Source organism: Paracoccus nototheniae, from assembly GCF_004335005.1.
Classification (GTDB): domain Bacteria; phylum Pseudomonadota; class Alphaproteobacteria; order Rhodobacterales; family Rhodobacteraceae; genus Paracoccus; species Paracoccus nototheniae.
The window spans coordinates 161,524-184,082 of the sequence record NZ_RQRT01000003.1; the positions used below are offsets into that span (position 1 = coordinate 161,524).

The 22,559-nt window shown below is 66.4% G+C and carries 25 protein-coding genes; 14 read left to right on the top strand and 11 right to left on the bottom strand.

What is annotated here, in order from left to right:
- Positions 1–58: 58 nt before the first annotated feature.
- Entirely contained in the window at positions 59–877 is an 819-nt protein-coding gene (locus EG885_RS02855) for an NAD kinase (RefSeq protein WP_341352747.1), read from the top strand.
- Between the two features lie 105 nt (positions 878–982).
- Here EG885_RS02855 and EG885_RS02860 read toward each other — a convergent pair whose 3' ends face one another.
- From EG885_RS02860 to EG885_RS02870, 3 genes are all read right to left on the bottom strand, one after another.
- On the bottom strand, positions 983–2,089 hold the full coding sequence (locus EG885_RS02860; RefSeq protein ID WP_242679472.1) for a hypothetical protein: 1,107 nt from the start codon (positions 2,087–2,089) through the stop codon (positions 983–985).
- Between the two features lie 33 nt (positions 2,090–2,122).
- The gene (rpoH, locus tag EG885_RS02865) at positions 2,123–3,031 is read right to left on the bottom strand and encodes an RNA polymerase sigma factor RpoH (protein ID WP_131572965.1); all 909 of its coding nucleotides are present in this window, start codon (positions 3,029–3,031) and stop codon (positions 2,123–2,125) included.
- Positions 3,032–3,155: 124 nt separating this feature from the next.
- A complete protein-coding gene (locus tag EG885_RS02870; protein ID WP_131572966.1) occupies positions 3,156–4,190 on the bottom strand; it encodes an RluA family pseudouridine synthase in 1,035 nt (344 codons plus the stop codon).
- On the opposite strand from EG885_RS02870, the gene EG885_RS02875 reads away from it, so the two are divergent.
- Entirely contained in the window at positions 4,189–4,500 is a 312-nt protein-coding gene (locus tag EG885_RS02875; protein ID WP_131572967.1) for a DUF6476 family protein, read from the top strand. The genes EG885_RS02870 and EG885_RS02875 overlap by 2 nt on opposite strands.
- Before the next feature lie 4 nt (positions 4,501–4,504).
- Here EG885_RS02875 and EG885_RS02880 read toward each other — a convergent pair whose 3' ends face one another.
- Entirely contained in the window at positions 4,505–4,762 is a 258-nt protein-coding gene (locus EG885_RS02880; protein ID WP_131572968.1) for an accessory factor UbiK family protein, read from the bottom strand.
- 123 nt (positions 4,763–4,885) lie between these two features.
- On the opposite strand from EG885_RS02880, the gene lgt reads away from it, so the two are divergent.
- From lgt to pgeF, 3 genes are read left to right on the top strand one after another with little or no spacing between them, the layout of a single operon-like run.
- Positions 4,886–5,767, top strand: a complete 882-nt coding sequence (gene lgt, locus EG885_RS02885; RefSeq protein WP_131572969.1) for a prolipoprotein diacylglyceryl transferase — start codon at positions 4,886–4,888, stop codon at positions 5,765–5,767.
- Positions 5,764–6,822, top strand: a complete 1,059-nt coding sequence (locus EG885_RS02890) for a class I SAM-dependent methyltransferase (RefSeq protein WP_131572970.1) — start codon at positions 5,764–5,766, stop codon at positions 6,820–6,822. Before lgt ends, EG885_RS02890 begins: the two co-directional genes overlap by 4 nt.
- A complete protein-coding gene (pgeF, locus tag EG885_RS02895) occupies positions 6,806–7,570 on the top strand; it encodes a peptidoglycan editing factor PgeF (protein WP_131572971.1) in 765 nt (254 codons plus the stop codon). The genes EG885_RS02890 and pgeF overlap by 17 nt, the downstream gene beginning before the upstream one ends.
- On the opposite strand, the gene EG885_RS02900 is transcribed toward pgeF, so the two are convergent.
- The gene (locus EG885_RS02900) at positions 7,567–8,067 is read right to left on the bottom strand and encodes an Lrp/AsnC family transcriptional regulator (protein WP_131572972.1); all 501 of its coding nucleotides are present in this window, start codon (positions 8,065–8,067) and stop codon (positions 7,567–7,569) included. The two genes, pgeF and EG885_RS02900, sit on opposite strands and share 4 nt — an antisense overlap.
- 155 nt (positions 8,068–8,222) lie before the next feature.
- Between EG885_RS02900 and trxB the strand changes: the two genes are divergently transcribed.
- Positions 8,223–9,206 carry a thioredoxin-disulfide reductase gene (gene trxB, locus EG885_RS02905; RefSeq protein ID WP_131572973.1) on the top strand — a complete coding sequence of 328 codons (984 nt, stop codon included), beginning with the start codon at positions 8,223–8,225 and terminating at the stop codon, positions 9,204–9,206.
- A 28-nt stretch (positions 9,207–9,234) separates the two neighbouring features.
- Here the strand turns inward: trxB and EG885_RS02910 are convergent, their stop codons facing one another.
- Positions 9,235–9,771, bottom strand: coding sequence for a hypothetical protein (locus tag EG885_RS02910; RefSeq protein WP_131572974.1), 537 nt, complete (start codon positions 9,769–9,771; stop codon positions 9,235–9,237).
- Positions 9,772–9,976: 205 nt separating this feature from the next.
- On the opposite strand from EG885_RS02910, the gene EG885_RS02915 reads away from it, so the two are divergent.
- The 3 genes from EG885_RS02915 to EG885_RS02925 all read left to right on the top strand — a co-directional run bounded on the left by EG885_RS02915 (position 9,977) and on the right by EG885_RS02925 (position 14,042).
- On the top strand, positions 9,977–11,686 hold the full coding sequence (locus tag EG885_RS02915) for a bifunctional sulfate adenylyltransferase/adenylylsulfate kinase (RefSeq protein WP_131572975.1): 1,710 nt from the start codon (positions 9,977–9,979) through the stop codon (positions 11,684–11,686).
- Between the two features lie 128 nt (positions 11,687–11,814).
- Complete coding sequence (locus EG885_RS02920) at positions 11,815–13,230, top strand: MFS transporter (protein WP_131572976.1); 1,416 nt, start codon at positions 11,815–11,817, stop codon at positions 13,228–13,230.
- On the top strand, positions 13,227–14,042 hold the full coding sequence (locus EG885_RS02925; protein ID WP_131572977.1) for a TolB family protein: 816 nt from the start codon (positions 13,227–13,229) through the stop codon (positions 14,040–14,042). The genes EG885_RS02920 and EG885_RS02925 overlap by 4 nt, the downstream gene beginning before the upstream one ends.
- 18 nt (positions 14,043–14,060) lie before the next feature.
- Here EG885_RS02925 and EG885_RS02930 read toward each other — a convergent pair whose 3' ends face one another.
- A complete protein-coding gene (locus EG885_RS02930; protein WP_131572978.1) occupies positions 14,061–14,288 on the bottom strand; it encodes a DUF1150 family protein in 228 nt (75 codons plus the stop codon).
- Positions 14,281–14,709, bottom strand: a complete 429-nt coding sequence (locus tag EG885_RS02935) for an Hsp20 family protein (RefSeq protein ID WP_131572979.1) — start codon at positions 14,707–14,709, stop codon at positions 14,281–14,283. Before EG885_RS02935 ends, EG885_RS02930 begins: the two co-directional genes overlap by 8 nt.
- A 186-nt stretch (positions 14,710–14,895) precedes the next feature.
- Here EG885_RS02935 and EG885_RS02940 point away from each other — a divergent pair, with 186 nt between their 5' ends.
- The 3 genes from EG885_RS02940 (at position 14,896) to EG885_RS02950 (ending at position 16,739) form a co-directional block, all read left to right on the top strand.
- Positions 14,896–15,114, top strand: a complete 219-nt coding sequence (locus EG885_RS02940) for a YdcH family protein (protein WP_131572980.1) — start codon at positions 14,896–14,898, stop codon at positions 15,112–15,114.
- Positions 15,115–15,223: 109 nt separating this feature from the next.
- Positions 15,224–15,709: a 5-(carboxyamino)imidazole ribonucleotide mutase gene (purE, locus tag EG885_RS02945; protein ID WP_131572981.1), complete on the top strand. Its 486-nt coding sequence runs from the start codon at positions 15,224–15,226 to the stop codon at positions 15,707–15,709.
- Positions 15,702–16,739, top strand: a complete 1,038-nt coding sequence (locus EG885_RS02950) for a 5-(carboxyamino)imidazole ribonucleotide synthase (RefSeq protein WP_131572982.1) — start codon at positions 15,702–15,704, stop codon at positions 16,737–16,739. The genes purE and EG885_RS02950 overlap by 8 nt, the downstream gene beginning before the upstream one ends.
- Positions 16,740–16,818: 79 nt before the next feature.
- Here the strand turns inward: EG885_RS02950 and purF are convergent, their stop codons facing one another.
- The 3 genes from purF to radA all read right to left on the bottom strand — a co-directional run bounded on the left by purF (position 16,819) and on the right by radA (position 20,443).
- A complete protein-coding gene (gene purF, locus EG885_RS02955) occupies positions 16,819–18,309 on the bottom strand; it encodes an amidophosphoribosyltransferase (protein ID WP_131572983.1) in 1,491 nt (496 codons plus the stop codon).
- 119 nt (positions 18,310–18,428) lie between these two features.
- Positions 18,429–19,034 carry a CvpA family protein gene (locus EG885_RS02960; RefSeq protein ID WP_131572984.1) on the bottom strand — a complete coding sequence of 202 codons (606 nt, stop codon included), beginning with the start codon at positions 19,032–19,034 and terminating at the stop codon, positions 18,429–18,431.
- Positions 19,035–19,078: 44 nt separating this feature from the next.
- A complete protein-coding gene (gene radA, locus EG885_RS02965) occupies positions 19,079–20,443 on the bottom strand; it encodes a DNA repair protein RadA (RefSeq protein WP_131572985.1) in 1,365 nt (454 codons plus the stop codon).
- A 134-nt stretch (positions 20,444–20,577) separates the two neighbouring features.
- Here radA and EG885_RS02970 point away from each other — a divergent pair, with 134 nt between their 5' ends.
- Together EG885_RS02970 and EG885_RS02975 are read left to right on the top strand one after the other, a co-directional pair.
- A complete protein-coding gene (locus EG885_RS02970; protein WP_131572986.1) occupies positions 20,578–21,879 on the top strand; it encodes a lipoprotein-releasing ABC transporter permease subunit in 1,302 nt (433 codons plus the stop codon).
- Positions 21,872–22,540 (top strand): ABC transporter ATP-binding protein, encoded by a 669-nt coding sequence (locus EG885_RS02975; protein ID WP_131572987.1) that lies wholly within the window; start codon positions 21,872–21,874, stop codon positions 22,538–22,540. Before EG885_RS02970 ends, EG885_RS02975 begins: the two co-directional genes overlap by 8 nt.
- Positions 22,541–22,559 lie beyond the last annotated feature (19 nt).

The following is a 22,559-nucleotide window of genomic DNA, read 5'->3' on the forward strand; positions in this document are numbered from 1 at the left end:
CGATGCGGAAAGTGACAAAACGACCCGGCCCCGCGCCGATGCGACCTGCGCGCGGGGCTTGCCATCGGCGCGGGGCCGCGTGATGGTGCGGGTCCATCACGCGACAGGACGGCAGATGACGCCCAGAATCCATTTTGCCGCCAGTCAGGCCGATGCCGCCCGTGCGGCCCTTGCGGCGCTCAGCGCCCGTTATGGCAATGTGGACCCGGACCGGGCGCAGGTCGTGGTGGCGCTTGGCGGCGACGGGTTCATGCTGCAGACGCTGCATGCGACCAAGGGGCGCGATCTGCCGGTCTATGGGATGAACCGGGGCACGGTGGGCTTTCTGATGAACGTCTATGCCGAAGATGATCTGCCCGAACGGCTGGCCGCAGCCGAGGAAACCGTCATCAACCCGCTGCGCATGCGCGCCACCTGCGCCGACGGCACCTGCACCGAGGCGCTGGCCATCAACGAGGTCAGCCTGCTGCGCGAAGGCCCGCAGGCCGCGAAACTGCGCATCCATGTCGATGGTCGCTTGCGGATGGAGGAACTGGTCTGCGATGGCGCGCTGGTCTCGACCCCTGCCGGGTCCACGGCGTATAATTATTCCGCACACGGCCCGATCCTGCCGATCAATTCCGAGGTGCTGGCCCTGACCGCGATCGCCCCGTTTCGCCCGCGTCGCTGGCGGGGCGCGCTGCTGCCCAAATCCGCCGAGGTGGTGATCGAGGTTCTGAATCCGGAACGCCGCCCCGTCATGGCCGATGCCGACAGCCGCTCGGTCCGCCATGTCACCCGGGTCGAGATCCGCAGCGCGGGCGACATCCGACACCGGCTGCTGTTCGATCCCGGCCATGGGCTGGATGAACGGCTGCTGCGCGAACAGTTCGTCTGATGCCGCAGCCCGCATCACGTCCGGTGCGCTGATGCCCGTCGACCGGTGACGACCCCCCGGCTTGCAAGACGCGAAACCCTTGCCGGGCAACCGGAAAACCCCCGCTTACCCCGCGCATATCTGCTGCAAGGCAAGCCATTGTTCGTCGGTCAGTAATTGCGCGGGCGGCACGCCGTCGCGGATCGGGTCGGCCTCCAGCAGCGGCAGCACGGCGGCTCCGGTCGGATCGATGCTGCGGGCATAGGGTTCGGTCGACAGCCCGCGTTCGGCGAAGGCCGGGGGCAGGGCGGCCAGATCGGGGCGGGGCAGGGCCTCGGCCAGCATCGCCTCGCCCAGACCCTGCATCGCGTCGCGCGGCAGGGTGCCAAGGGTCATCAGCCGCAGCGCGGCCATCAGCCCGGCATGGCGCATGACGTCCAGCGTCACATCCTTGTCCTCGACCGCCAGCCTTGCGGCGATCAGATGGCCCGCCGCCGCCTCGGGGCCGGGGGTGGTGGTCAGCAGATCGCCACCCAGCACGTACAGATCGCCGGGCAGCCGCCGCGCGCCGTTCAGAGGCCCGGGCACGACCTGCACCAGCGCATCCGCCCCCACCAGATCCGGAGAGATCCAGTCCAGCACCTGCTGGCCGGAATTGCGGCGGCAGACGGCGCCGGCGCTGCGTTCCAGATCGGCCAGCACCGCCAACCCGATATCGCGCGCCTGCGCAGGCGGCGCGATCCGGGCGGCATGGCGGATCAGCGCATCGGGCAGCCAGAAGATCAGCCCCCCCAGCATGACAAGCACGGCAAGCCCGGTCACGACGCCGCGCAGCCGACCCGGCGATGCGCGATGCGAGGCGATGGCGCGCTGAACCCGCTCGATCGCCTCGATCATCAGCGGATCGTCGATCTCGACCGTTTCGTCGGGCGCCTCGGAACTGGGGGTATAAAGGGCCGGCAGCTTGCCCGGATTGATCCGCGTGACGGCGGGCAGGGACCAATGCGACAGCGGCTGGTCGGATTTGGGGTCCATCAGGGTCAGCGACGCCTCGCCCACCGACACGATCACCTCGCGCAGGCGCGCTTGGGGCGTCTCGCGCCACGACCCCTGCGCCTCGAGGCGCTGGAATTCGGTCAGGGCGGTCAGGGGGGCGGTCATGAGGCTGAGACGGGCGTGGGCATGGTCGGGCGGTTTCCTGTGGCTTTCCGCGACCATAGCGTCGCGCCGCATCCGGTCAATGCGGCGCGGCCCCGTGCGGGGCGGTCATTCCACCTCTTCGGCGATCCGCATGCCTTTTTCGCGCGCCAGAACGCGCATCCGTTCCTGCAGCTTTTCAAAAGCCCGGACCTCGATCTGGCGGATGCGTTCGCGCGACACGCTGTAGCGGGTGGACAGATCCTCCAGCGTCATCGGGTCGTCGCGCAGCCGACGCTCCATCAGGATGTCCTTTTCGCGGTCGTTCAGCACATCCATCGCCGCGACCAGCATGCGACGGCGGGTGTCCATCTCCTCAGTCTCGGCATAGGCCTCGGCCTGATTGGCGTCGGTATCTTCCAGCCAGTCCTGCCATTGCGCCGCCGATTCACCGTCGCCCGAACCGACCTGCGCATTCAAAGAGGCGTCACCCCCCGACAGGCGCCGGTTCATGTCGACGACTTCTTTTTCGGTCACGTTCAGCTCGGTCGCGATCTGGGCGACGTTTTCGGGGCGCAGATCGCCTTCTTCCAGCGCGCCGATCTTGGACTTGGCCTTGCGCAGGTTGAAGAACAGCTTTTTCTGCGCGCTGGTGGTGCCCATCTTGACCAGCGACCACGACCGCAGGATGTATTCCTGGATCGAGGCGCGGATCCACCACATCGCATAGGTCGCCAGACGGAAACCACGTTCGGGATCGAACCGCTTGACCGCCTGCATCAGGCCGACATTCGCCTCGCTGATGACCTCGGCCTGCGGCAGGCCATAGCCGCGATAGCCCATGGCGATCTTGGCGGCCAGACGCAGGTGGCTGGTGACCAGCTGATGGGCGGCGGCGCTGTCTTCGTGATCGGCCCAGGCCTTGGCCAGCATGTATTCCTGTTCCGGCTCCAGCAGGGGAAACTTGCGGATCTCCTGCAGATAGCGGTTCATCCCCTGTTCGGGGCTGGGGGCGGGAAGATTTGCATAGGTGGCCATGGGGAATGCCTTTCGCAGTGATCCGGGTAACGCAGCGCAAACGGCCCCGGTTCCCGACAGGATGCCGCAACGGGGGGAACCTTCCTACCTGTGAACGGGTCACGTTCCCGTCAAGAGGCAGCCTTCAGGAAACGACCTTGCCCACGGCGCGCAGCCGGTCCAGCAGGGTCTGCATGTCACCCGGCAGGGGGCTGTCGAACCCCATCGTCTGACCGGTCAACGGATGGACGAACCCCAGATGCGCCGCATGCAGCGCCTGACGCGGAAAGGCATGCACGGCCGCGGCCGCCCCGCCCAGAATTTTGGCCGAGGCTTTGCGCGAACCGCCATAGACCGGATCGCCGATCAGCCCCAGCCCGGCATGGGCCATATGCACGCGGATCTGATGGGTGCGCCCGGTCTCCAGCCGGCATTCGACCAGCATCGCGACGGGCGGCGTGCCGAACCGTTCCAGCAAACGCGCGCGGGTAACGGCATGGCGGCCCTTGTCGGCATAGACCGCCTGTTTCTGGCGGTCGGTCGGGTGGCGGGCCAGATGCGTGGCGATGCGCAGGACCATGCCCTCTTCGAAACTGACGCCGGGCGTGCCGCGCAGGCGCGGATCGGCAGCGTCGATCACCCCATGCGACAGCGCCAGATAGCGGCGAGTGGCAGTATGCGCCTCGAACTGGGCGGCCAGACCGTGATGGGCGCGGTCCGATTTCGCCACGACCAGCAGCCCCGAGGTGTCCTTGTCGATCCGATGCACGATGCCGGGGCGCTTTTCGCCCCCGATCCCCGACAGCGAATCGCCACAATGGGCCAACAGTGCGTTGACCAGCGTGCCCGAGGGGCTGCCCGGCGCGGGATGAACGACCATACCCGCAGGCTTGTCGATCACGATCAGGTCATCATCCTCATGCGCGATGACCAGCGGGATCGCCTCGGCGCGGGTCTGCACGTCTTCGGGCGGGGCCAGTGCGATATGGTATTCCTGCCCCTCGGCCACGCGGGCCTTGCCATCAAGGGCAGGGCCGTCGGGACCGGTCACCGCGCCTTCGGCGATCAGGCGGGACAGGCGGGATCGTGACAAAGCCGCCTGCTCTGGCACCGCCAGCGCAAGGGCTTTATCAAGACGGTCGGGCGGGTTGGCCGGGATGGTCACGGAAAGGATCGACATGGCGCAGGATGATACCGATTGGAAAGAGGCTGCGAAAGCCATTCCCGAGCTGCGCTTTCTGAAAACGCTGGTCACCGGACTGACGCTGGTCATGGGACTGGGAATGGTGGCGGTGGTGGCGCTGTTATGGATGCGGCTGAACCAGCCCGTATTGCCCGAATTGCCGGCCTCCATCACCCTGCCAGAAGGGGCTGCGGCCCGCGCGGTGACCTTTGCGACCGACCGCATCGTCGTGGTGACGGATGCCGATCAGGTGCTGGTCTATGACCGCGCGGGGGGGCTGGTGGGGCAGCTGGCGCTGACGCCCTGAGGCTTTAGGCCAGAGGAGTACTGCGCCCGGCTTCCAGAGCGTCCAGCCGGGCTTTCAGTTCGGAATTTTCGGTGCGGGCCTTGATCGCCATCTCGCGCACGGCCTCGAATTCCTCGCGGGTGACGAAGTCGCGATCGGCCAGCCAGCGGTCGATCCAGCCTTTCATGGCGGTCTCGGCCTCGCTGCGGGCGCCTTGGGCGACACCCATGGCATTGGTCATCAGCTTGGACATGTCGTCGAAAAAGCGGTTCTGCGTGGTCATGGATATGGCCCTCTGGCTGCGTGTTGCGATCTATATGGTCCGGCAGGCGTCCGGGTTCAATGTGTTGACACTGCGGCATGGGCGACTAGCGTGCGCGGCCTGTCGCCAATGCCACGAGGCCCCATGATCCCCTTTCCCGATATCGCACCCGAGATCTTCACGATCACTCTGGGGGGATTTTCGCTGTCGCTGCGTTGGTATGCGCTGGCCTATCTGGCCGGGCTGATCATCGGCTGGCGGCTGATCGTGGCGATGATGCGCCGCCCGGCTTTGTGGGGCGGCACGCCGCCGACCGCGCCCGACCGGGTCGACGATCTGCTGACCTGGGTCATTCTGGGAGTGATTCTGGGCGGGCGGCTTGGCTTTGTGCTGTTTTACGAACCGGCCTATTATCTGGCGAACCCGTCGCAGATCCTGATGGTCTGGCAGGGCGGGATGAGCTTTCACGGCGGTTTCGCCGGGGTGATCGTGGCGACATGGGTCTGGGCGCGCGGCCAGGGCATCCCGGTGATGCGGCTGGCCGACGCGATGGCGGTGGTGGCGCCGGTCGGGCTGTTCTTCGGGCGACTGGCCAATTTCATCAATGCCGAGCTATGGGGCCGCCCGACCGATCTGCCTTGGGGCGTCATCTTTCCCGGCGAGGCGGCGCAGACCTGCCCCGGCATCACCGGCGCCTGCGCCCGCCATCCCAGCCAGCTGTACGAGGCCGGGCTGGAGGGGCTGTTTCTGGGCCTGATCCTGTGGGCCATGGTTCGCGCGGGCGGGCTGCGGCGTCCGGGTCTGGCCTTCGGGATTTTCCTGACAGGCTATGGTCTTGCCCGCATCTTCGTCGAATTGTTCCGGGTCGCGGATGCGCAGTTCATCACGCCTGACAACCCGCTTGGGCATGTGCTGGGGGGGCCGGTGATCGGGCTGACGATGGGGCAGGTGCTGTCCCTGCCGATGGTGCTGATCGGGCTGGCGCTGATCTTGCGGGCGCGGTCGCGGCCGCCGGTCGCTGCGTGACGCCTCTGGCGGCCATCATCGCGGCCCGGATCCGGGCCACGGGGCCGATCTCGCTGGCGGATTACATGCAGATCTGCCTGATGGACAGCCGCCACGGATATTATGCCACCCGCGATCCCTTTGGTGCCGCGGGCGATTTCACCACCGCCCCCGAGATCCACCAGATCTTTGGCGAGATGTGCGGTCTGGCGCTGGCGCAGGCCTGGCTGGATCAGGGCCAGCCCGCCTCCTTCGCGCTGGCGGAACCCGGGCCGGGGCGTGGCACGCTGATGGCCGATATGCTGCGCGCCATGCGCATCGTGCCGGGCATGACCGATGCTGCGCAGATAGCGCTGATCGAAGCCTCGCCGCATCTGCGTCAGGTGCAGAAAGACCGCTTGGGTGATGTCCAGCATCTCGACAGCGTCGAGAAACTGCCGGACATGCCATTGTTTCTGATTGGAAACGAGTTCATCGACGCCCTGCCGATCCGGCAGTTTCAGATGACGCCCGAGGGCTGGCGCGAACGCATGGTCGGCCTGTCCGATGACGGCCTGCGCTTGGGGCTTGGCCCGGTGGTGCCGCTAAGCCGCCCCGGCAAGCCCGGCGATATCGTCGAGGATTGCGCCGAGGGGGCGGCCTTCGCCGAATCCGTCGCGCGGCGGGTCGTGGCCCATGGCGGTGCGGCGATCCTGATCGATTACGGTGGCTGGAACGGCTATGGCGACACGTTTCAGGCGCTGCGCCATCACGCGCCGGAAGACCCGCTTGCCCATCCCGGTCAGGCCGATCTGACCGCCCATGTCGATTTCGCGGCGCTGGCAGCGGCGGGGCTGCGGGGCGGGGCCGTGGTGTCGCGTCCGATGCGGCAGGGGGACTGGCTGTCGGCGCTTGGCGCGCCCGCGCGGGCGCAGCGGCTGGCGGATGCAGGCGATCAGGGCGCGCTAGCCGCGCTTCGGCGCTTGACCGACCCGTCCGAAATGGGTCACCTGTTCAAGGCCATCGCTTTCTGGCCCGCGGGCGCCCCGCCCGTGCCCGGTTTCGTGGCGCTGGAGGCTCATGCAGACGACGCTTGAAATACTGACCCACCCGTTGCTGTCGGGCACAAGGCACGGCTTTTTCACCCGCAAGGGCGGCGCCTCGTCGGGGCTGTTCGCGGGGCTGAATTGCGGGCGGCGGTCCACCGATCAAAGCGATATGGTGCAGGTCAACCGCGCCCGCGTGGCGGCTGCGATGGGCGTCAATGCCGGTCATCTGGCAACGGTCCGGCAGGTGCATTCCGCCGATGTGGTGGTGCTGGACGGGGATGCCGATCCGGCGCGGGTCCGCGACATCGATGCCGACGGGCTGGTCACCGCGCGGCGCGACGTGGCGCTGGCGGTGCTGACCGCCGATTGCCAGCCGGTGCTGCTGGCCGATCCCGATGCGGGCGTCGTGGGGGCTTGTCATGCAGGCTGGCGCGGCGCACTGAACGGCGTGATCGAGGCGACGGTGACCGCGATGCAATCGCTTGGCGCAAAGGATATAAGCGCCGTGATCGGCCCGACCATCAGCCAGCGCGCCTATGAGGTCGGCCCCGATTTCATGGACAACTTTCTGACAGAAGACCCTGACAGCGAACGGTTTTTCAGCGGCGGGCCGCAAGGGCGACCGATGTTCGATCTGCCGGCCTTCGGCCTGTCACGCCTGCGGGCGGCGGGGGTTCAGGCGGAATGGTCGCGCCATTGCACCTATTCCGATCCCGAACGGTTCTTCAGCTATCGCCGGGCCACGCATGAAGGGCAGGCCGATTACGGTCGCCTGATCAGCGCCATCGCGCTTTAACTGGCCTCGCGGACCCGTTCCTCGACGATCTCGAAGGGCACGGCGGGTTCGTCCTTGGCGCCGCGAATGACCAGCGAGGTCTTGACCGAGGCGACGTTCGGCGCCGCCGTCAGATTGTTGGTAAGAAAGCGTTGAAAGGTCGACAGATCGGGCGAGACGCATTTCAGGATAAAGTCGATCTCGCCGTTGAGCATGTGGCATTCGCGGACCAGCGGCCAGCCCATCACCAGCGCCTCAAAGGCCGACAGATCACGCTCGGATTGCGAGGCCAGGCGCACCATGGCAAAGACCTGCACCTCGAATCCCAGTTCCCGCGCGTCGATCAGCGCGTGATAGCCGCGGATGTAGCCCAGCTCCTCCAGCGTGCGGACGCGGCGCAGGCAGGGCGGGGCCGAAATGCCGACGCGGCGGGCCAGTTCGACATTGGTCATCCGGCCATCGGCCTGAAGTTCGGCCAGAATCTTGCGGTCGATGTCGTCGAGTTTGGCGCCAGCCATGAGGATCTTTCTTTTGTTCGGTAATGCGTTGCCGGAAACTACAATGGCGGCGGTCCCTGCGCAACATTCTTTCTGACGCTGCGCAAGCGCCGCCATCCGTTGCAGTCGGGGCCTTCAGCGACTACCTCATGCACAAACCGGGAAAGAGGCGCAAGATGACCGAACGCAGCCATGTGAAATTGTTGATCGTGGGGTCGGGCCCTGCGGGCTATACGGCGGCAGTCTATGCCGCGCGCGCCATGCTGGAGCCGATGCTGATCCAGGGCATGCAGCCCGGTGGACAGTTGACCATCACCACCGAGGTCGAGAACTGGCCCGGCGAGACCGAGATCCAGGGCCCCGAACTGATGGTCAAGATGGAGGCGCATGCCCGCGCCATGGGCGCCGAGATCGTGACCGATCTGGTGACCCGGCTGGATCTGGGCCAGCGGCCTTTCGTCGCGGAATGCGACAGCGGGCGGCGGGTCACGGCGGATGCGGTGATTCTGGCGACCGGCGCGCAGGCGCGCTGGCTGGGCCTGCCGTCAGAGGAGAAGTTCAAGGGTTTCGGCGTCAGCGCCTGCGCCACTTGCGACGGCTTCTTTTATCGCAACCGAGAGGTCGTGGTGATCGGCGGCGGTAATACAGCGGTCGAAGAGGCGCTGTTTCTGACCCGATTCGCCAGCAAGGTGACGCTGGTGCATCGCAGGGACAGCCTGCGGGCCGAAAAGATCCTGCAGAATCGTCTGTTCGCCCATCCCAAGGTCGAGGTGATCTGGCACAGCGAACTGGCCGAGGTGACCGGCGTCGATACGCCCATCGGCGTGACGGGCGCGGTGCTGCGCGATCTGCGCGACGGCTCGACCCGGCAGATCAAGGCCGATGGGGTCTTTGTGGCGATCGGTCATGCGCCTGCCAGCGAGTTGGTCGCGGATCAGCTGGAACTGCACAATGGCGGCTACGTCACGGTTCAGCCGGGCAGCACCCGCACCTCGATCCCAGGGGTCTTTGCGGCGGGCGATCTGACCGATCACATCTATCGCCAGGCCGTCACCAGCGCCGGGATGGGCTGCATGGCGGCGCTGGATGCCGAGCATTTTCTTGCAGAGGCGGGCGATGTGCAGCCCGCGCCCACAGGTCTGGTCGCCGCGATCAACTGATCGCAGCGACCTGTGGTCATGAGGCCGGTCAGCCCCGGTCGCGTGAGCGTTCGCGCGCCGGCAGATCGCCCGCATGATCCAGCGCACCTGATGGCGCCGTGTTGCGCGCGGTCGCGGCAAGCCCGGCCTTGCCGCAATCGGCCTTGGGGTCGTCGGGATGCAGCCCACCGCTTTCGGGTACCGCAGCGTCCGAGGCGGCCTTTTTCATATCCAGTGCGTTTTGGGACAGCTCTTGCTGGCTGGCCTCGCCCGATCCGTCGCGGCGGTCGCGTTCTGCTGTGGCGCGGTCCAGCGCGGCGTTCAGGTAGTCGGCCTTGCTGCGCGTGCCCTCGTTTCCGCCTGCGGGAGTGATGCCCTTGGGTCCGGTCTTGCCCCGCGCTTCGCGGCCCTGACGGGCAGCGATGTCACGGGCGCGGTTGCGGCGCAGACGCAGCAGCCCGATCAGGTCGGACAATTCCTTGTCGGACAGACCGGTTACGGCGGGGGCGCGGCTTTGATCGGCAAAACCAAGCTCTTCGCGGGTCAGGGCGCGCTGTTCGTCGGGGGTGGCGATGGGATCGGTCATGTGGGGCTCCGGTCGTCATGGGTCAGTGAAGCCAACCCTCTACAGCCTGCGGGGTTCCGCTGTCACCCAGATGCCGCGTCTTTAACCAAAAGCGTTTTCCCAGACTTGAATATCGCTTTTTTCGCGGGTATCCACCTGGTTGTGTCACGCCGGTCCCTTGGGTTGCGCGTGTTGAACCGTATCCGCCCAAAGACGAGCTGTGATTATGACCAATTCAAACCAGACACCGATTCCCGAACTGTATGTGTCCGAAGCCGCCGCCGAGGCGCTGAAGGACGATGCCGGGCAGATGCCCAGCTGGGATCTGACTGCCCGCCAGATCTGCGATCTGGAGCTGCTGATGAACGGCGGCTTCAACCCGCTCAAAGGCTTTCTGACCGAGGCCGACTATAACGGCGTCGTCCATGACATGCGTCTGGAATCGGGCGCCTTGTGGCCGATGCCCATCACGCTGGACGTGTCCGAGAAATTCGCCGACGGCCTGCCCACCGGCACCGATATCGCGCTGCGCGATCAGGAAGGCGTGATCCTGGCGATCATGTCGGTCACCGACAAATGGGTGCCGAACAAGGCGGTAGAGGCGGAAAAGGTCTTTGGTGCCGACGATCTGGCCCACCCGGCGGTGAACTACCTGCACAACACCGCAGGCCCGGTTTATCTGGGCGGCCCGGTCAAGGGCCTGCAGGCGCCGACGCATTACGATTTCCGCGCCCGTCGCAACACGCCGAACGAGCTGCGCGCCTTTTTCAAGAAGCTGGGCTGGACCCGCGTCGTGGCCTTCCAGACGCGCAACCCGCTGCACCGCGCACATCAGGAACTGACCTTCCGCGCCGCCCGCGAGGCACAGGCCAACCTGCTGATCCATCCGGTCGTCGGCATGACCAAGCCCGGCGATGTGGACCACTTCACCCGCGTCCGCTGCTACGAGGCGGTGCTGGACAAGTATCCGGCGGCCACCACCAACCTGTCGCTGTTGAACCTGGCGATGCGCATGGCAGGCCCGCGCGAGGCGGTCTGGCACGGCCTGATCCGCGCCAACCACGGCGTGACGCATTTCATCGTCGGTCGCGACCATGCCGGTCCGGGCAAGAACAGCGCGGGCAAGGATTTCTATGGTCCCTATGACGCCCAGACCCTGTTCACCCAGTTCAAGGACGAGATCGGCGTCGAGATGGTCGATTTCAAGCACATGGTCTATGTGCAGGAAAAGGCCAGCTATTATCCCGCCGACGAGATCCCCGAAGGATCGACCGTGCTGGATATCAGCGGCACCGAACTGCGCCGCCGCCTGCGCGAAGGTCTGGACATTCCCGAATGGTTCAGCTTCCCCGAGGTTGTCCAGCAGCTGCGCCGCACCTCGCCTCCGCGCGCTCAGCAGGGCTTTACGGTGTTTTTCACCGGCCTGTCGGGTTCGGGCAAATCGACCGTTGCCAACGCCTTGATGGTCAAGCTGATGGAGATGGGCGGTCGTCCCGTGTCGCTGCTGGACGGTGACGTGGTGCGCAAGCATCTGTCGTCGGAACTGGGCTTCTCGAAAGAGCATCGCGACATCAACATCAAGCGGATCGGCTATGTCGCATCCGAGATCACCAAGAATGGCGGCATCGCCATCTGTGCGCCCATCGCCCCCTATACCGCGACCCGCCGCGCCGTGCGCGAGATGGTCGAGGCCGGTGGCGCCTTTGTCGAGGTCCATATCTCGACCCCGATCGAGGAATGCGAACGCCGGGACCGCAAGGGCCTGTACAAGCTGGCGCGCGAAGGCAAGATCAAGGAATTCACCGGGATTTCCGATCCCTACGAGGTTCCTGCCAAGGCCGAGCTGAGCGTGGATACCAGCGATATCGACGTGGACGGCGCCGCCCATCAGGTGCTGCTCAAGCTGGAAAGCATGGGCCTGATCGGCCTCAGCTGATCGCCGCGATCTGATCTGAAACGGCCCCGGCATCCTGCCGGGGCCGTTTTGCATGACGGGCGCGGGGGTACGGAACCCCGGCGCGCAGACCGGGTTCGATCCCGGCGACCCCTGAAGGACCGGCCCGGATGACGACTGACCAGACTGTCCCCCCTGCGGGCGTGAACCCTTGGGCGGCGACCTTGCTGCTGCTGATGGGCAATTTCATGAACCTGATCGATGTCAGCATCGTGAACGTGGCGCTGCCCTCGATCCGCGACGATCTGGGCGCCAGCGAGACGCAGATGGAATGGGTCTCGGCGGCCTATGTGCTGGCCTTTGCGGTGGGGCTGCTGCCTTGTGGGCGGTTCGGCGACAAGCTGGGGCGCAAGCGGCTGTTTTTGTCGGGCGTGGCGCTGTTCACCGTTGCCTCGGTCCTGTGCGGGCTGGCCCCCGACATCCGGGTGCTGATCGGGGCGCGCGCCCTGCAGGGCATCGGCGGCGCGATGATGGTCCCGCAGGTCATGGCGATCATGCATGTGATCTTTCCGCCCGAACAAAAGGCGCGGGCCTTTGCGCTGGCGGGCTTTGTGGTCAGTCTGGGGGCGGTGACGGGGCCGCTTTTGGGCGGTCTACTGATCACCGCTGATCTGTATGACATGGGCTGGCGGCCGATCTTTCTGGTGAACCTGCCAGTCGGCGTGCTGGTCGTGCTGGGGGGGCTGCGGCTGATCCCGCGCATGTCCTCGGCCCGCGACATGGCGATCGACTGGCCGGGGGTCGCGCTGTTCGGGGCGGCGATCACGCTGGTCGTGCTGCCGGTGATTGAGGGGCCGCTGCTGGGCTGGCCGTGGTGGTCGCTGGCGCTGCTGGCTATGGCACTGCCCACCGCCTGGCTGTTCCTGCGCCGCCAGCGCGCGTTGGAAAGGGCGGGCCGCGAACAGTTGCTGCCGGTGATGCTGTTGCGCGATGGCGGGTTTCTGTCGGGCGTGCTGGTGGTGATGCTGCATTTCTCGGCCATTCCGGGGATGTTCCTGATCCTGGCGATCTATTTCCAGACCGGGTTCGGCCTCAGCCCGCTGGATTCGGGTCTGGCGACGGCGCCCTTTCCCTTGGGCGTGATGCTGGGCAGCTGGGTGACGGCGCGCTTTGGCACGCGGGGGCTGATTGCCCGCATCGCCCTAGGCGCCGGGGTTCTGCTGGCCGGGATGATCTGGCTGCGCCATGCGGCAGGCAACCCGCCGCCCGATCTGGATATCCTGACGCTGGCGGGGCCGCTGGCGCTGAACGGGTTCGGCATGGGTCTGGCGATCTCGCCGCTGTTCCAGATGGTGCTGCGTGATGTGCCGGGGCCGATGGCGGGCGCCGCGACCGGCGGGATGCAGGCGTTCCAGCAGGTCGGCGCGGCCATCGGCATCGCCATCGCCTCCAGCCTGTTCTTTGTGCATCTGCGCGGGCAGGGCGATTACCCGGCGGCGCTGTCCCATGCGCTGATCTATCAGATCGGCATCTTCACCACGATCCTGATCGTTCTGGCGATCCGCAGCCGCAGGCTGCGCGCATGAAATGGCGCTCATCGCTGGAAATCTGGGATCTGGAGACCCGCAGCGCGCGGGTGGTCCTGCGCACGCCTCTGCTGATCGAGGCGCCGAACTGGCACCCCGAGGGCTGGTTTCTGGTCAATGCCGAAGGCCGCCTGTGGCGCGCCGATGCGGCAGGCCTGCATCCCATCCCCATGAACTGCGCCGATCGGTGCAACAACGACCACGGCTTTCTGCCCGACGGGCGGATCGTCTTTTCGGCCCATGACGGCACCGGGGCAGGGATGCATATCCTGGATGGCGGCACCGTCCGGCCAGTGGGCACCGCGCGGCCCAGCTGGTGGCATGGCGCGCAGGGCGACCGTCTGGTCTATGCCTGCGCGCGGGGTGGCGACCGGGTGGTGCGCATCGCGACATGCGGGCTGGACGGGTCGGACGAGGTCGTCCTAACCCTGGGGACCGCCCATCATGACGGCCCCGATTTCAGCCCCTGCGGTGGTGTCATCTGGTTCAACTCGGATGCGACCGGCCATGCCCAGATCTGGTGGATGCGGGCGAATGGCAGCAACGCCGCGCCGGTCTTTCGCGACGACCATGTGAACTGGTTTCCCCATCCCTCGCCCTGCGGCGGGCATGTGGTCTATCTGGCCTATGCGCCCGGGACGATGGATCACCCGCGCGACCGCGATGTCGCGCTGTGGATCATGCGTCCCGACGGGACCGGGCGCGAAAAGCTGCTGGATCTGTTCGGGGGGCAGGGCACGCTGAACGTGCCCTGCTGGGCGCCCGACGGGCGGGCCTTTGCCTTCATGCGCTATGCGCCGGAAGGCCCATGACCCCAAAACTGGCGAGGCTTAATGGACGCTGACCGGGCGCATCTCGTTCTGACGGGCCAGCGTAAAGGCCAGGCTGCGGTCCTGCACCAGGGCCAGACGCTCTCCCTCGGCGTCGTGGACGGCATAGATGTCCTGCCCCTCGGGCAGTTGCTCTTGGATGTCGCGGGGCAGGGTGGCTGCGGCGACTTTGCGGATATAGACGGTCTGCGCCACGCTTGCGGCGCCGAAATCATATTTGCTATCCATGGTGATCCCCTTCCTTGCGGCTGATCGGAATGGTTCTGACGACCTGCTGCGGCGTCACCCGACGCAGATCGACGTGCAAAAGCCCGCTGTCCAGCCGGGCCGAGATCACCTCGACCCCATCGGCCAGAACGAAGCTGCGCTGAAACGCCCGTGCGGCGATCCCGCGATGCAGAAAAACACGGCTGTCATCGCCCTCGGGCTGTCGGCCCCGGATGACCAGCTGGCGATCCTCGGTGGTGATCGCCAGATCATCCTCGGCAAATCCGGCGACGGCCAGCGTGATGCGGAAACCGTCGGGGGCCATATGTTCGATATTGAAGGGCGGATAGGCCTCGGCCCCTTTAGCGGTGCGTTCGGCCAGTCGTTCCAGCTGATCGAACCCCAGAAGATAGGGGTGCGACCCTAACGATATCTTTGTCATCTCAGCCCTAACCTTGCAGCGACTGTGTGATGCGGGCCCCGTTGCGGCAACCCGCCTGTCCTTGAAATATGGAAAGCATCCGGCCGCATTGCAAGATCATCGACGCGCGCGGGGCAAAGCCTGTTAACAGACGGCCCCCGCTGCGCTATAAGCATGGGCAGGGCATCAGGCCCCCGAGACGGCCCCATGAACATGCAGCATTCGATGAGCCTTGAAGACATCACCCGCGCCCGGCTGGAGGCGTTGCGCTGCGAGCATCGCGATCTGGACGAGGCGATCGCGGCGCTTCAGGGCCAGCAGCGGACCTCATCTCTGGCGCTGCAGCGGCTGAAAAAGCAGAAACTGGTGCTGAAAGACCGCATTGCGCGGCTGTCGGACGAACTGACCCCCGACATCATCGCCTGACCCGCCCGTCCGTGGTGTTGCGGGCGTCCTTGGCTTTGCGGGCGTCCTTGGCGTTGCGGGCGGCAGGCCGCCGCGCTATGCGGGGCCTTCGACAATCAAGGGGGCTTTGATGACCGAACCGGTGGGAATCATCATGGGCAGCCAGTCCGACTGGCCAACCATGCGCGCGGCAGCCGAGGTGCTGGACGCCTTGGGCATCGCCTGGCATGCACGCATCGTCAGCGCCCATCGCACGCCCGACCGGCTGTGGGATTATGGCCGCAGCGCCGTCGATCGCGGCTTGCAGGTGATCATCGCTGGCGCGGGTGGCGCGGCCCATCTGCCGGGCATGATGGCCAGCAAGACGCGCGTGCCCGTGATCGGCGTGCCGGTCCAGACCAAGGCCCTGTCCGGCGTCGATTCGCTTTACTCCATTGTGCAGATGCCCAAGGGCTATCCGGTGGCGACCATGGCCATCGGGGCGGCGGGGGCGGCCAATGCCGGTCTGATGGCGGCGGCCATCCTGGCGCTGAACGATCCCGCATTGGCGCAGCGTCTGGACGCGTGGCGCGCGGCCCTGTCGGCCTCGATCCCCGAGGAGCCGGTCGATGAGTAAGATCCGGACGATCGGCATTCTGGGCGGCGGCCAATTGGGGCGGATGCTGTCGGCGGCGGCCAGCCGCCTCGGCCTGCGCTGTCATATCTATGAGCCCGGCGACGCGCCCGCAGGCGATGTCGCATGGCGCGTGACACAGGCCCCCTACGAAGACGAGGCCGCGCTTCGCGCCTTCGCCGCCTCGGTCGATGTGATCACCTATGAATTCGAAAACGTGCCGACCAGCGCGCTGGACCTTTTGGAAAGCCTGGCGCCCATCCGTCCCAACCGCCGCGCACTGGCCGTGTCGCAGGACCGGCTGACCGAAAAGACCTTCCTGAACGGCATCGGCCTGACCACCGCCCCCTTTGCAGACGTGCCCGACGAGGCCGCGCTGGACAAGGCCACCGCCCAGATCGGACGTCCCGCGATCCTCAAGACCCGGCGCATGGGCTATGATGGCAAGGGCCAGATCCGCATCAGCGCGGACGACACACAGGCAGGCTGGACCGGCTCCCCCTCGCTGCTGGAAGGCTTCGTCGATTTCACCGCCGAGATCAGCGTCATCGTCGCGCGCAGCGGCGATGGACAGGTCGCGGCCTTCGATCCCGGCCTGAACGTCCATCAGGGCGGCATCCTGCGCACCACCACCGTGCCCTGCGGCCTGCCCAAAGCGGTCACCACCGATGCCGTGCTGATTGCCGCCCGCATCGCGAATGCGCTGGATTATGTCGGCGTGATGGGGGTCGAGCTGTTCGTGACCCCGCAGGGCCTGATCGTGAACGAGATCGCCCCCCGCGTCCATAATTCCGGTCATTGGACACAGGCCGGCTGCGCCGTCGATCAGTTCGAACAGCATATCCGCGCCGTGGCCGACTTACCGCTTGGCGACGGCCAGCGGCATGCCGATGTCATCATGGAAAACCTGATCGGCACCGACATGGACCGCGTCCCCGCGATCCTGTCCCAGCCCCGCACCCAGATCCACCTCTATGGCAAGGGCGAGGCACGCGAGGGCCGCAAGATGGGCCACCTCAACCGCATCACCTGACGCAACTGCTTCTTCTTCGCGAAAATATCCTCGGGGGGTCCGGGGGGCGAAGCGCCCCCGGCCGTCGCGGGACGCAATCCTACTCGGCGGCCTGCTTCACCGCCGTCTCGGACCCGACCTTCATCCGGAACCCCCGTTCCAGCTGATCGAAGGGCGCCACCGGGTAATCGCCCGAAAAACACGCATCGCAATATTGCGGGCAGGCGCTGTTGCGGCCGGTGGCCTCGCCCACCGCACGGTACAGACCGTCCAGAGACACGAATGACAGGCTGTCCACGCCGATCCAGTCGCGCATCTGATCGGGCGTCATGTTCGCGGCCAGCAGCTTGTCGCGGTCGGGCGTGTCCACGCCATAGAAACAGGGCCATGCGGTGGGGGGGCTTGCGATGCGAAAATGCACCTCGGCGGCGCCCGCATCCAGGATCATGTCCTTGATTTTGCGGCTGGTCGTGCCGCGCACGACGCTGTCATCGACCAGCACCACACGCTTGCCCGCGATCAGGGCACGGTTCACGTTCAGCTTCAGCCGGACGCCCATATTGCGGATCTGTTCGGAGGGTTCGATGAAGGTCCGGCCCATATACTGGTTGCGGATGATCCCCATCCCATAGGGAATGCCCGATTCCTGCGCATAGCCGATGGCGGCGGGGGTGCCGCTGTCGGGCACCGGGCAGACCAGATCGGCCTCGACCGGGGCCTCGCGGGCCAGTTCGACACCGATCTGGCGGCGGGTCTCATAGACCGACCGCCCGCCGATGATCGAATCGGGGCGCGAGAAATACACATGTTCAAAGATGCAGAACCGCCCCGTGGACGGCCCGAAGGGGCGCGAGCTTTCGATCTTGCCCTTCGAGATGACGACCATCTCGCCCGGCTCGACCTCGCGCAGGAAATCGGCGCCGATGATGTCCAGCGCGCAGGTTTCCGATGCCAGCACATAGCCATCCTCGCCCACCCGGCCTACGACCAGCGGGCGCACGCCCAACGCGTCGCGCACGCCGATCAGCTTGGTGCGGGTCATGGCGATGACCGAAAACGCGCCTTCGACCCGGCGCAGCGCATCCTTCATCCGCTCGGGGATGTTGCGCTGGATCGACCGGGCCATCAGGTGGATGATGCATTCGCTGTCCGAGCTGGACTGAAAGATGCTGCCCCGCTCGATCAGCTCGCGGCGCAGCGCGCTGGCATTGGTGATATTGCCGTTATGGGCGATCGCGCAGCCGCCCATATGGAATTCGCCAAAGAACGGCTGCACGTCGCGGATCGCGGTGTTGGCCTTGGTCCCGGCGGTGGAATAGCGCACATGGCCGATGGCCAGCGGGCCGGGCAGCGTGGACATCACATCGGGCTTGGTGAAATTGTCGCGGACATAGCCAAAGCGATGGGCGCTGTTGAAGCCATGTTCGGGATCGTGGGTGACGATGCCACCGGCCTCTTGCCCGCGATGTTGCAGGGCATGAAGGCCGAGGGCCACGAAGTTCGAAGCATCGGCCACGCCGATCGCTCCGAAGATGCCGCATTCTTCATGCAGACGGTCCGAATCGAACGGATGGGCCAGGAAGGGTTGCATCGGCACGGACCTCGATGGCTGGGGGCTGTCATGCGCTATGTAGGGGGCGCGCCCCGCAAAGTCACGCCCCCGCGGGCAGGCAGGGGCGCTTTTTCGTCATCAGCCTGTCACGTGGGCGATCAGTTGCTGGCGGGCGCGGGGGTCGGGGTCGCGGGCGTGACCGGCGCGCTGGTCGCGGTGCATCCGGCGACCATCTGTTCATAGCGCCCGACGATCCAGCCCGGCGCGTCGGCGGGGATCTGGTCGTCCATCTGGGTGCGCATGCGTTCGAAGACCTGCGCCGAGCGCGAATTTTCGACCATGGCGACATTCTGGGTCGTCATCACCCGGTCATGGACGATGAAGGCGATGGCCACCAGCAGGATGCCACGCGCCACCCCGAACAGGAATCCCATGCCCTGATCGACCCCGCCAAGCGCCGAGCGCTGCACAACCGACGAGAACAGCGGCGTGATGATCGAAAAGATCACCAGCGCCAGCGCAAAGACCACCGCAAAGCCCGCGATCGTGGCCAGTTCGCAACTGTCGCCCAGAAAACGGTCCAGAACCGGCAGTTGGGCAATCATCGGCCGCACCGTGGGCGCGAACAGAAAAGCCAGCACCGCCGCCGCGATCCAACCCAGAATCGCCAGCGATTCGCGCACGAATCCCCGCGACCAGGCCAGAATTGCCGACAGGATGATGACTGCCGCCACCACCGCGTCTATGATCGTAAATCCGTCCATTCGGTTCCGCCTCTTGCGCCGGTTGTCGTTTCAGATCAGGCGGTTCAGCCGGCGCCGAACACCTCGCCCACAAATCCCGTCAGGTCGGTGATGCGCCGCAGGGCCATCCCCGATGTGCCCTCGGCCTTGGAGGCGTCGGGCAAAATCGCTTGTGAAAAACCAAGTTTCTGCGCCTCTTTCAACCTGTTTTCGGTCTGGGACACCGGACGCAGCGCGCCGGACAGGCTGATTTCGCCGAAAAGCACCGCCTCGGGCGGCAGGGGGTTGTCCTCGCGCGCCGACAGAAGCGCGCCCGCGATGGCCAGATCGGCGGCAGGTTCCGCGACCTTCATGCCGCCCGCGACGTTCAGAAACACATCCAGCCCGGCAAAGGGAATGCCGCAGCGCGCCTCGAGCACTGCAAGGATGGTGCTGACGCGGCCGCTGTCCAAGCCCACCACCGTGCGGCGCGGGCTGGCCAGCGTCGAGGGGGCGACAAGGGCCTGAATTTCGGTCAGGACCGGACGCGTGCCCTCGATCCCGGCAAAAACGGCGCTGCCCGCGATGGGCTGGCCGCGTTCGGAGAGAAACAGCGCCGAGGGGTTGGCGACCTCGGCCAGACCGGCGCCGGTCATCTCGAACACGCCGATCTCGCCCGAGGGGCCGAAGCGGTTCTTGACGCTGCGCAGGATGCGGAACTGGTGGCCGCGCTCGCCTTCGAAATAAAGCACGGTGTCGACCATGTGTTCGACAACCCGCGGCCCGGCAAGCTGGCCGTCCTTGGTGACATGACCCACCAGGATCACCGCCACGCCCCGGCTTTTGGCGAAGGTGACCAGTTCATGCGCGGCGGCGCGGACCTGCGCGACGCTGCCGGGCGCGGCCTCGACCGTGTCCGACCACAGGGTCTGAATCGAATCGATGACCGCCACATCGGGGCGTTCCGCGTCCAGCGTGGTCAGAATATTCCTGAGGTTCGTTTCCGCCCCGAGCCGCATCGGCGCATCGGCCAGCCCGAGGCGCAGCGCGCGCATGCGGATCTGGGCGCTGGCCTCTTCGCCGGAAAAATAGATCGCCTGCAGGTCGCGGCGCGAAAAAGCGGCGGCGGCCTGCAGCATCAATGTCGATTTGCCGATGCCCGGATCGCCGCCGACCAGCAGCGCCGATCCGGGCACGAGGCCGCCGCCCAGCACCCGGTCCAGTTCCGCCATCCCCGACAGGCTGCGGGGGGGGGGCGGTTCGCTGGTCGACAGGCCCGACAGCGGCACCGCGCGGCCCTTGGCGGCGCCGAGGCCCCGGCCCGGACCCTGCGACAGGGGCGCCTCTTCGATGATGGTGTTCCATGCGCCGCAGGCCTCGCAGCGCCCGGCCCATTTCTTATGGGCGGCGCCGCAGGCCGTGCAGGTGAAGGCTGTCGTCTGTTTCGCCATGGCCCCATGTCGCACCCGGTGGCTGGCGTCGCAAGTTGGATATTTGAGTGAAGAAGAAGGGCTCACGGCAATGTCGGCTTGAAATCGGGGGCGTCAGGGGTCAGGGTCTGGCCGAATTTCCGAAGGCTTTGCCCATGTCCAGCCCCAGACCGTTTTCCCGTTTCGAATTCCTGATCGCCTGGCGCTATCTGCGCGCCCGGCGGGCCGAGGGGGGGGTCAGCGTGATGACCTGGATCAGCCTGATCGGCATCGCATTGGGCGTCATGGCGCTGATCGCGACGCTGGCGGTCCGGGCCGGATTCCGGGCCGAATTCGTGGACACGATCCTGGGCGCCAATGCGCATACGACGGTCTATCTGTCGCCCACCACGGTCGCCAATGAGTTCACCGACGATGTCTATGTCGTGCCCGGACGGATCGCCGATTACGAGGCGATGGCCGAACGGCTGGCTGCGGTGCCGGGCGTCACCCGCACCGCCGCGATCATCAAGGGGCAGGTCATGGCCAGCGCCAATGACAGCTCCAATGTGGCCGAGGTGTTCGGGGTCAGCCGCGCGGATCTGGAGGCGATGCCGCGCATCGTGGATCCTGCCACATCCGTCGGCGATCTCGAGCGGTTCGACGAGGGCATTGCCATCGGGTCGGGGATTGCGCGGGAACTGGGCGTATCGGTGGGCGACCGGATCCGGCTGATTGCACCCGAAGGCGCGCGCACTGCATTCGGCACGACGCCGCGGGTCAGCGCTTATGAGGTCACCTATGTCTTCAGCGCCGGGCGCTATGACATCGACCGCACGCGCATCTATATGCCCATGGCCGAGGCGCAATCCTATTTCAACCGCGAGGGGGTGGCCGACGAGATCGAGGTCTTTGTCACCGACCCCGAGCGGGTCTTCGACTGGACCCTGCCATTGATGCAGGCGGCGGGCGAGGGGGCGCAGGTCTGGTCCTGGCGCGACAGTTCGGGGTCGTTCCTGTCGGCGCTGGACATGGAGGATGACGTGATGTTCGTCATTCTGTCGGTGCTGGTGCTGATCGCATCGATGAACATCACCTCGGGGCTGATCATGCTGGTCAAAAACAAGGGCCGCGACATCGGCATCCTGCGCACGATGGGGCTGACCGAGGGGTCGGTCTTGCGGGTGTTTTTCCTCTGCGGCGCCTTCACGGGCATTCTGGGGACGCTGGCCGGGGTGGTGCTGGGGGTTTTGTTGGCGTTGAACGTGGACAATATCATGGCGGGGCTGAACGCGCTGACCGGCGGCGGGGCCTGGCAGCCCGAGGTGCGCGGCATCTATCGCCTGCCCGCCGATCTGCGGGCCTGGGACATCTTTCGGGCCGTGTCGCTATCGCTGGTCCTGTCCTTTGTGGTCACGATCTTTCCGGCGCGCCGGGCCGCGCGCATGAACCCGGTGGAGGCCTTGCGCTATGAGTGATGTGTTGCGGCTGGAGGGGGTCGGCAAGACCTATGCGGCCGACGGGCCATCGCCCGTCACCGTGCTGGCGGATCTGGATCTGAGCGTCGCGCGGGGCGAGGTCGTGGCGCTGGTCGCGCCCTCGGGGGCCGGAAAATCGACGCTGCTGCATATCGCGGGGCTGCTGGACACGCCCGATACGGGCCGGGTCTGGCTGGCCGGGCGCGACATGACCGGCTTGCCGGACCGCGCCCGGACCGAGGCGCGGCGCCGTGATCTGGGGTTCGTCTATCAGTTCCACCATTTGTTGCCGGAATTCAGCGCCGCTGAAAACATCGTGCTGCCGCAGCTGGCCAATGGCGTGTCGGCGCGTGACGCACAGGCCCGCGCCGCCGATCTGCTTGAGCGGGTCGGGCTGAGCCATCGCGCCGGTCACCGTCCAGCCCAGATGTCGGGGGGCGAACAGCAGCGGGTTGCCTTTTGCCGGGCGCTGGCCAATGCGCCCGCGCTGCTGCTGGCGGATGAGCCGACGGGCAATCTGGACCCTGAAACCGCGGACAAGGTGTTCGACGTGCTGATGGGGCTGGTGCGTGATACCGGGCTGTCTGCGCTGATCGCCACGCATAACCATGCGCTGGCGGCCCGGATGGACCGGGTCGTCCGACTGGCGGGCGCTGCCTGATCCGTTGCGTGCGCTGTCG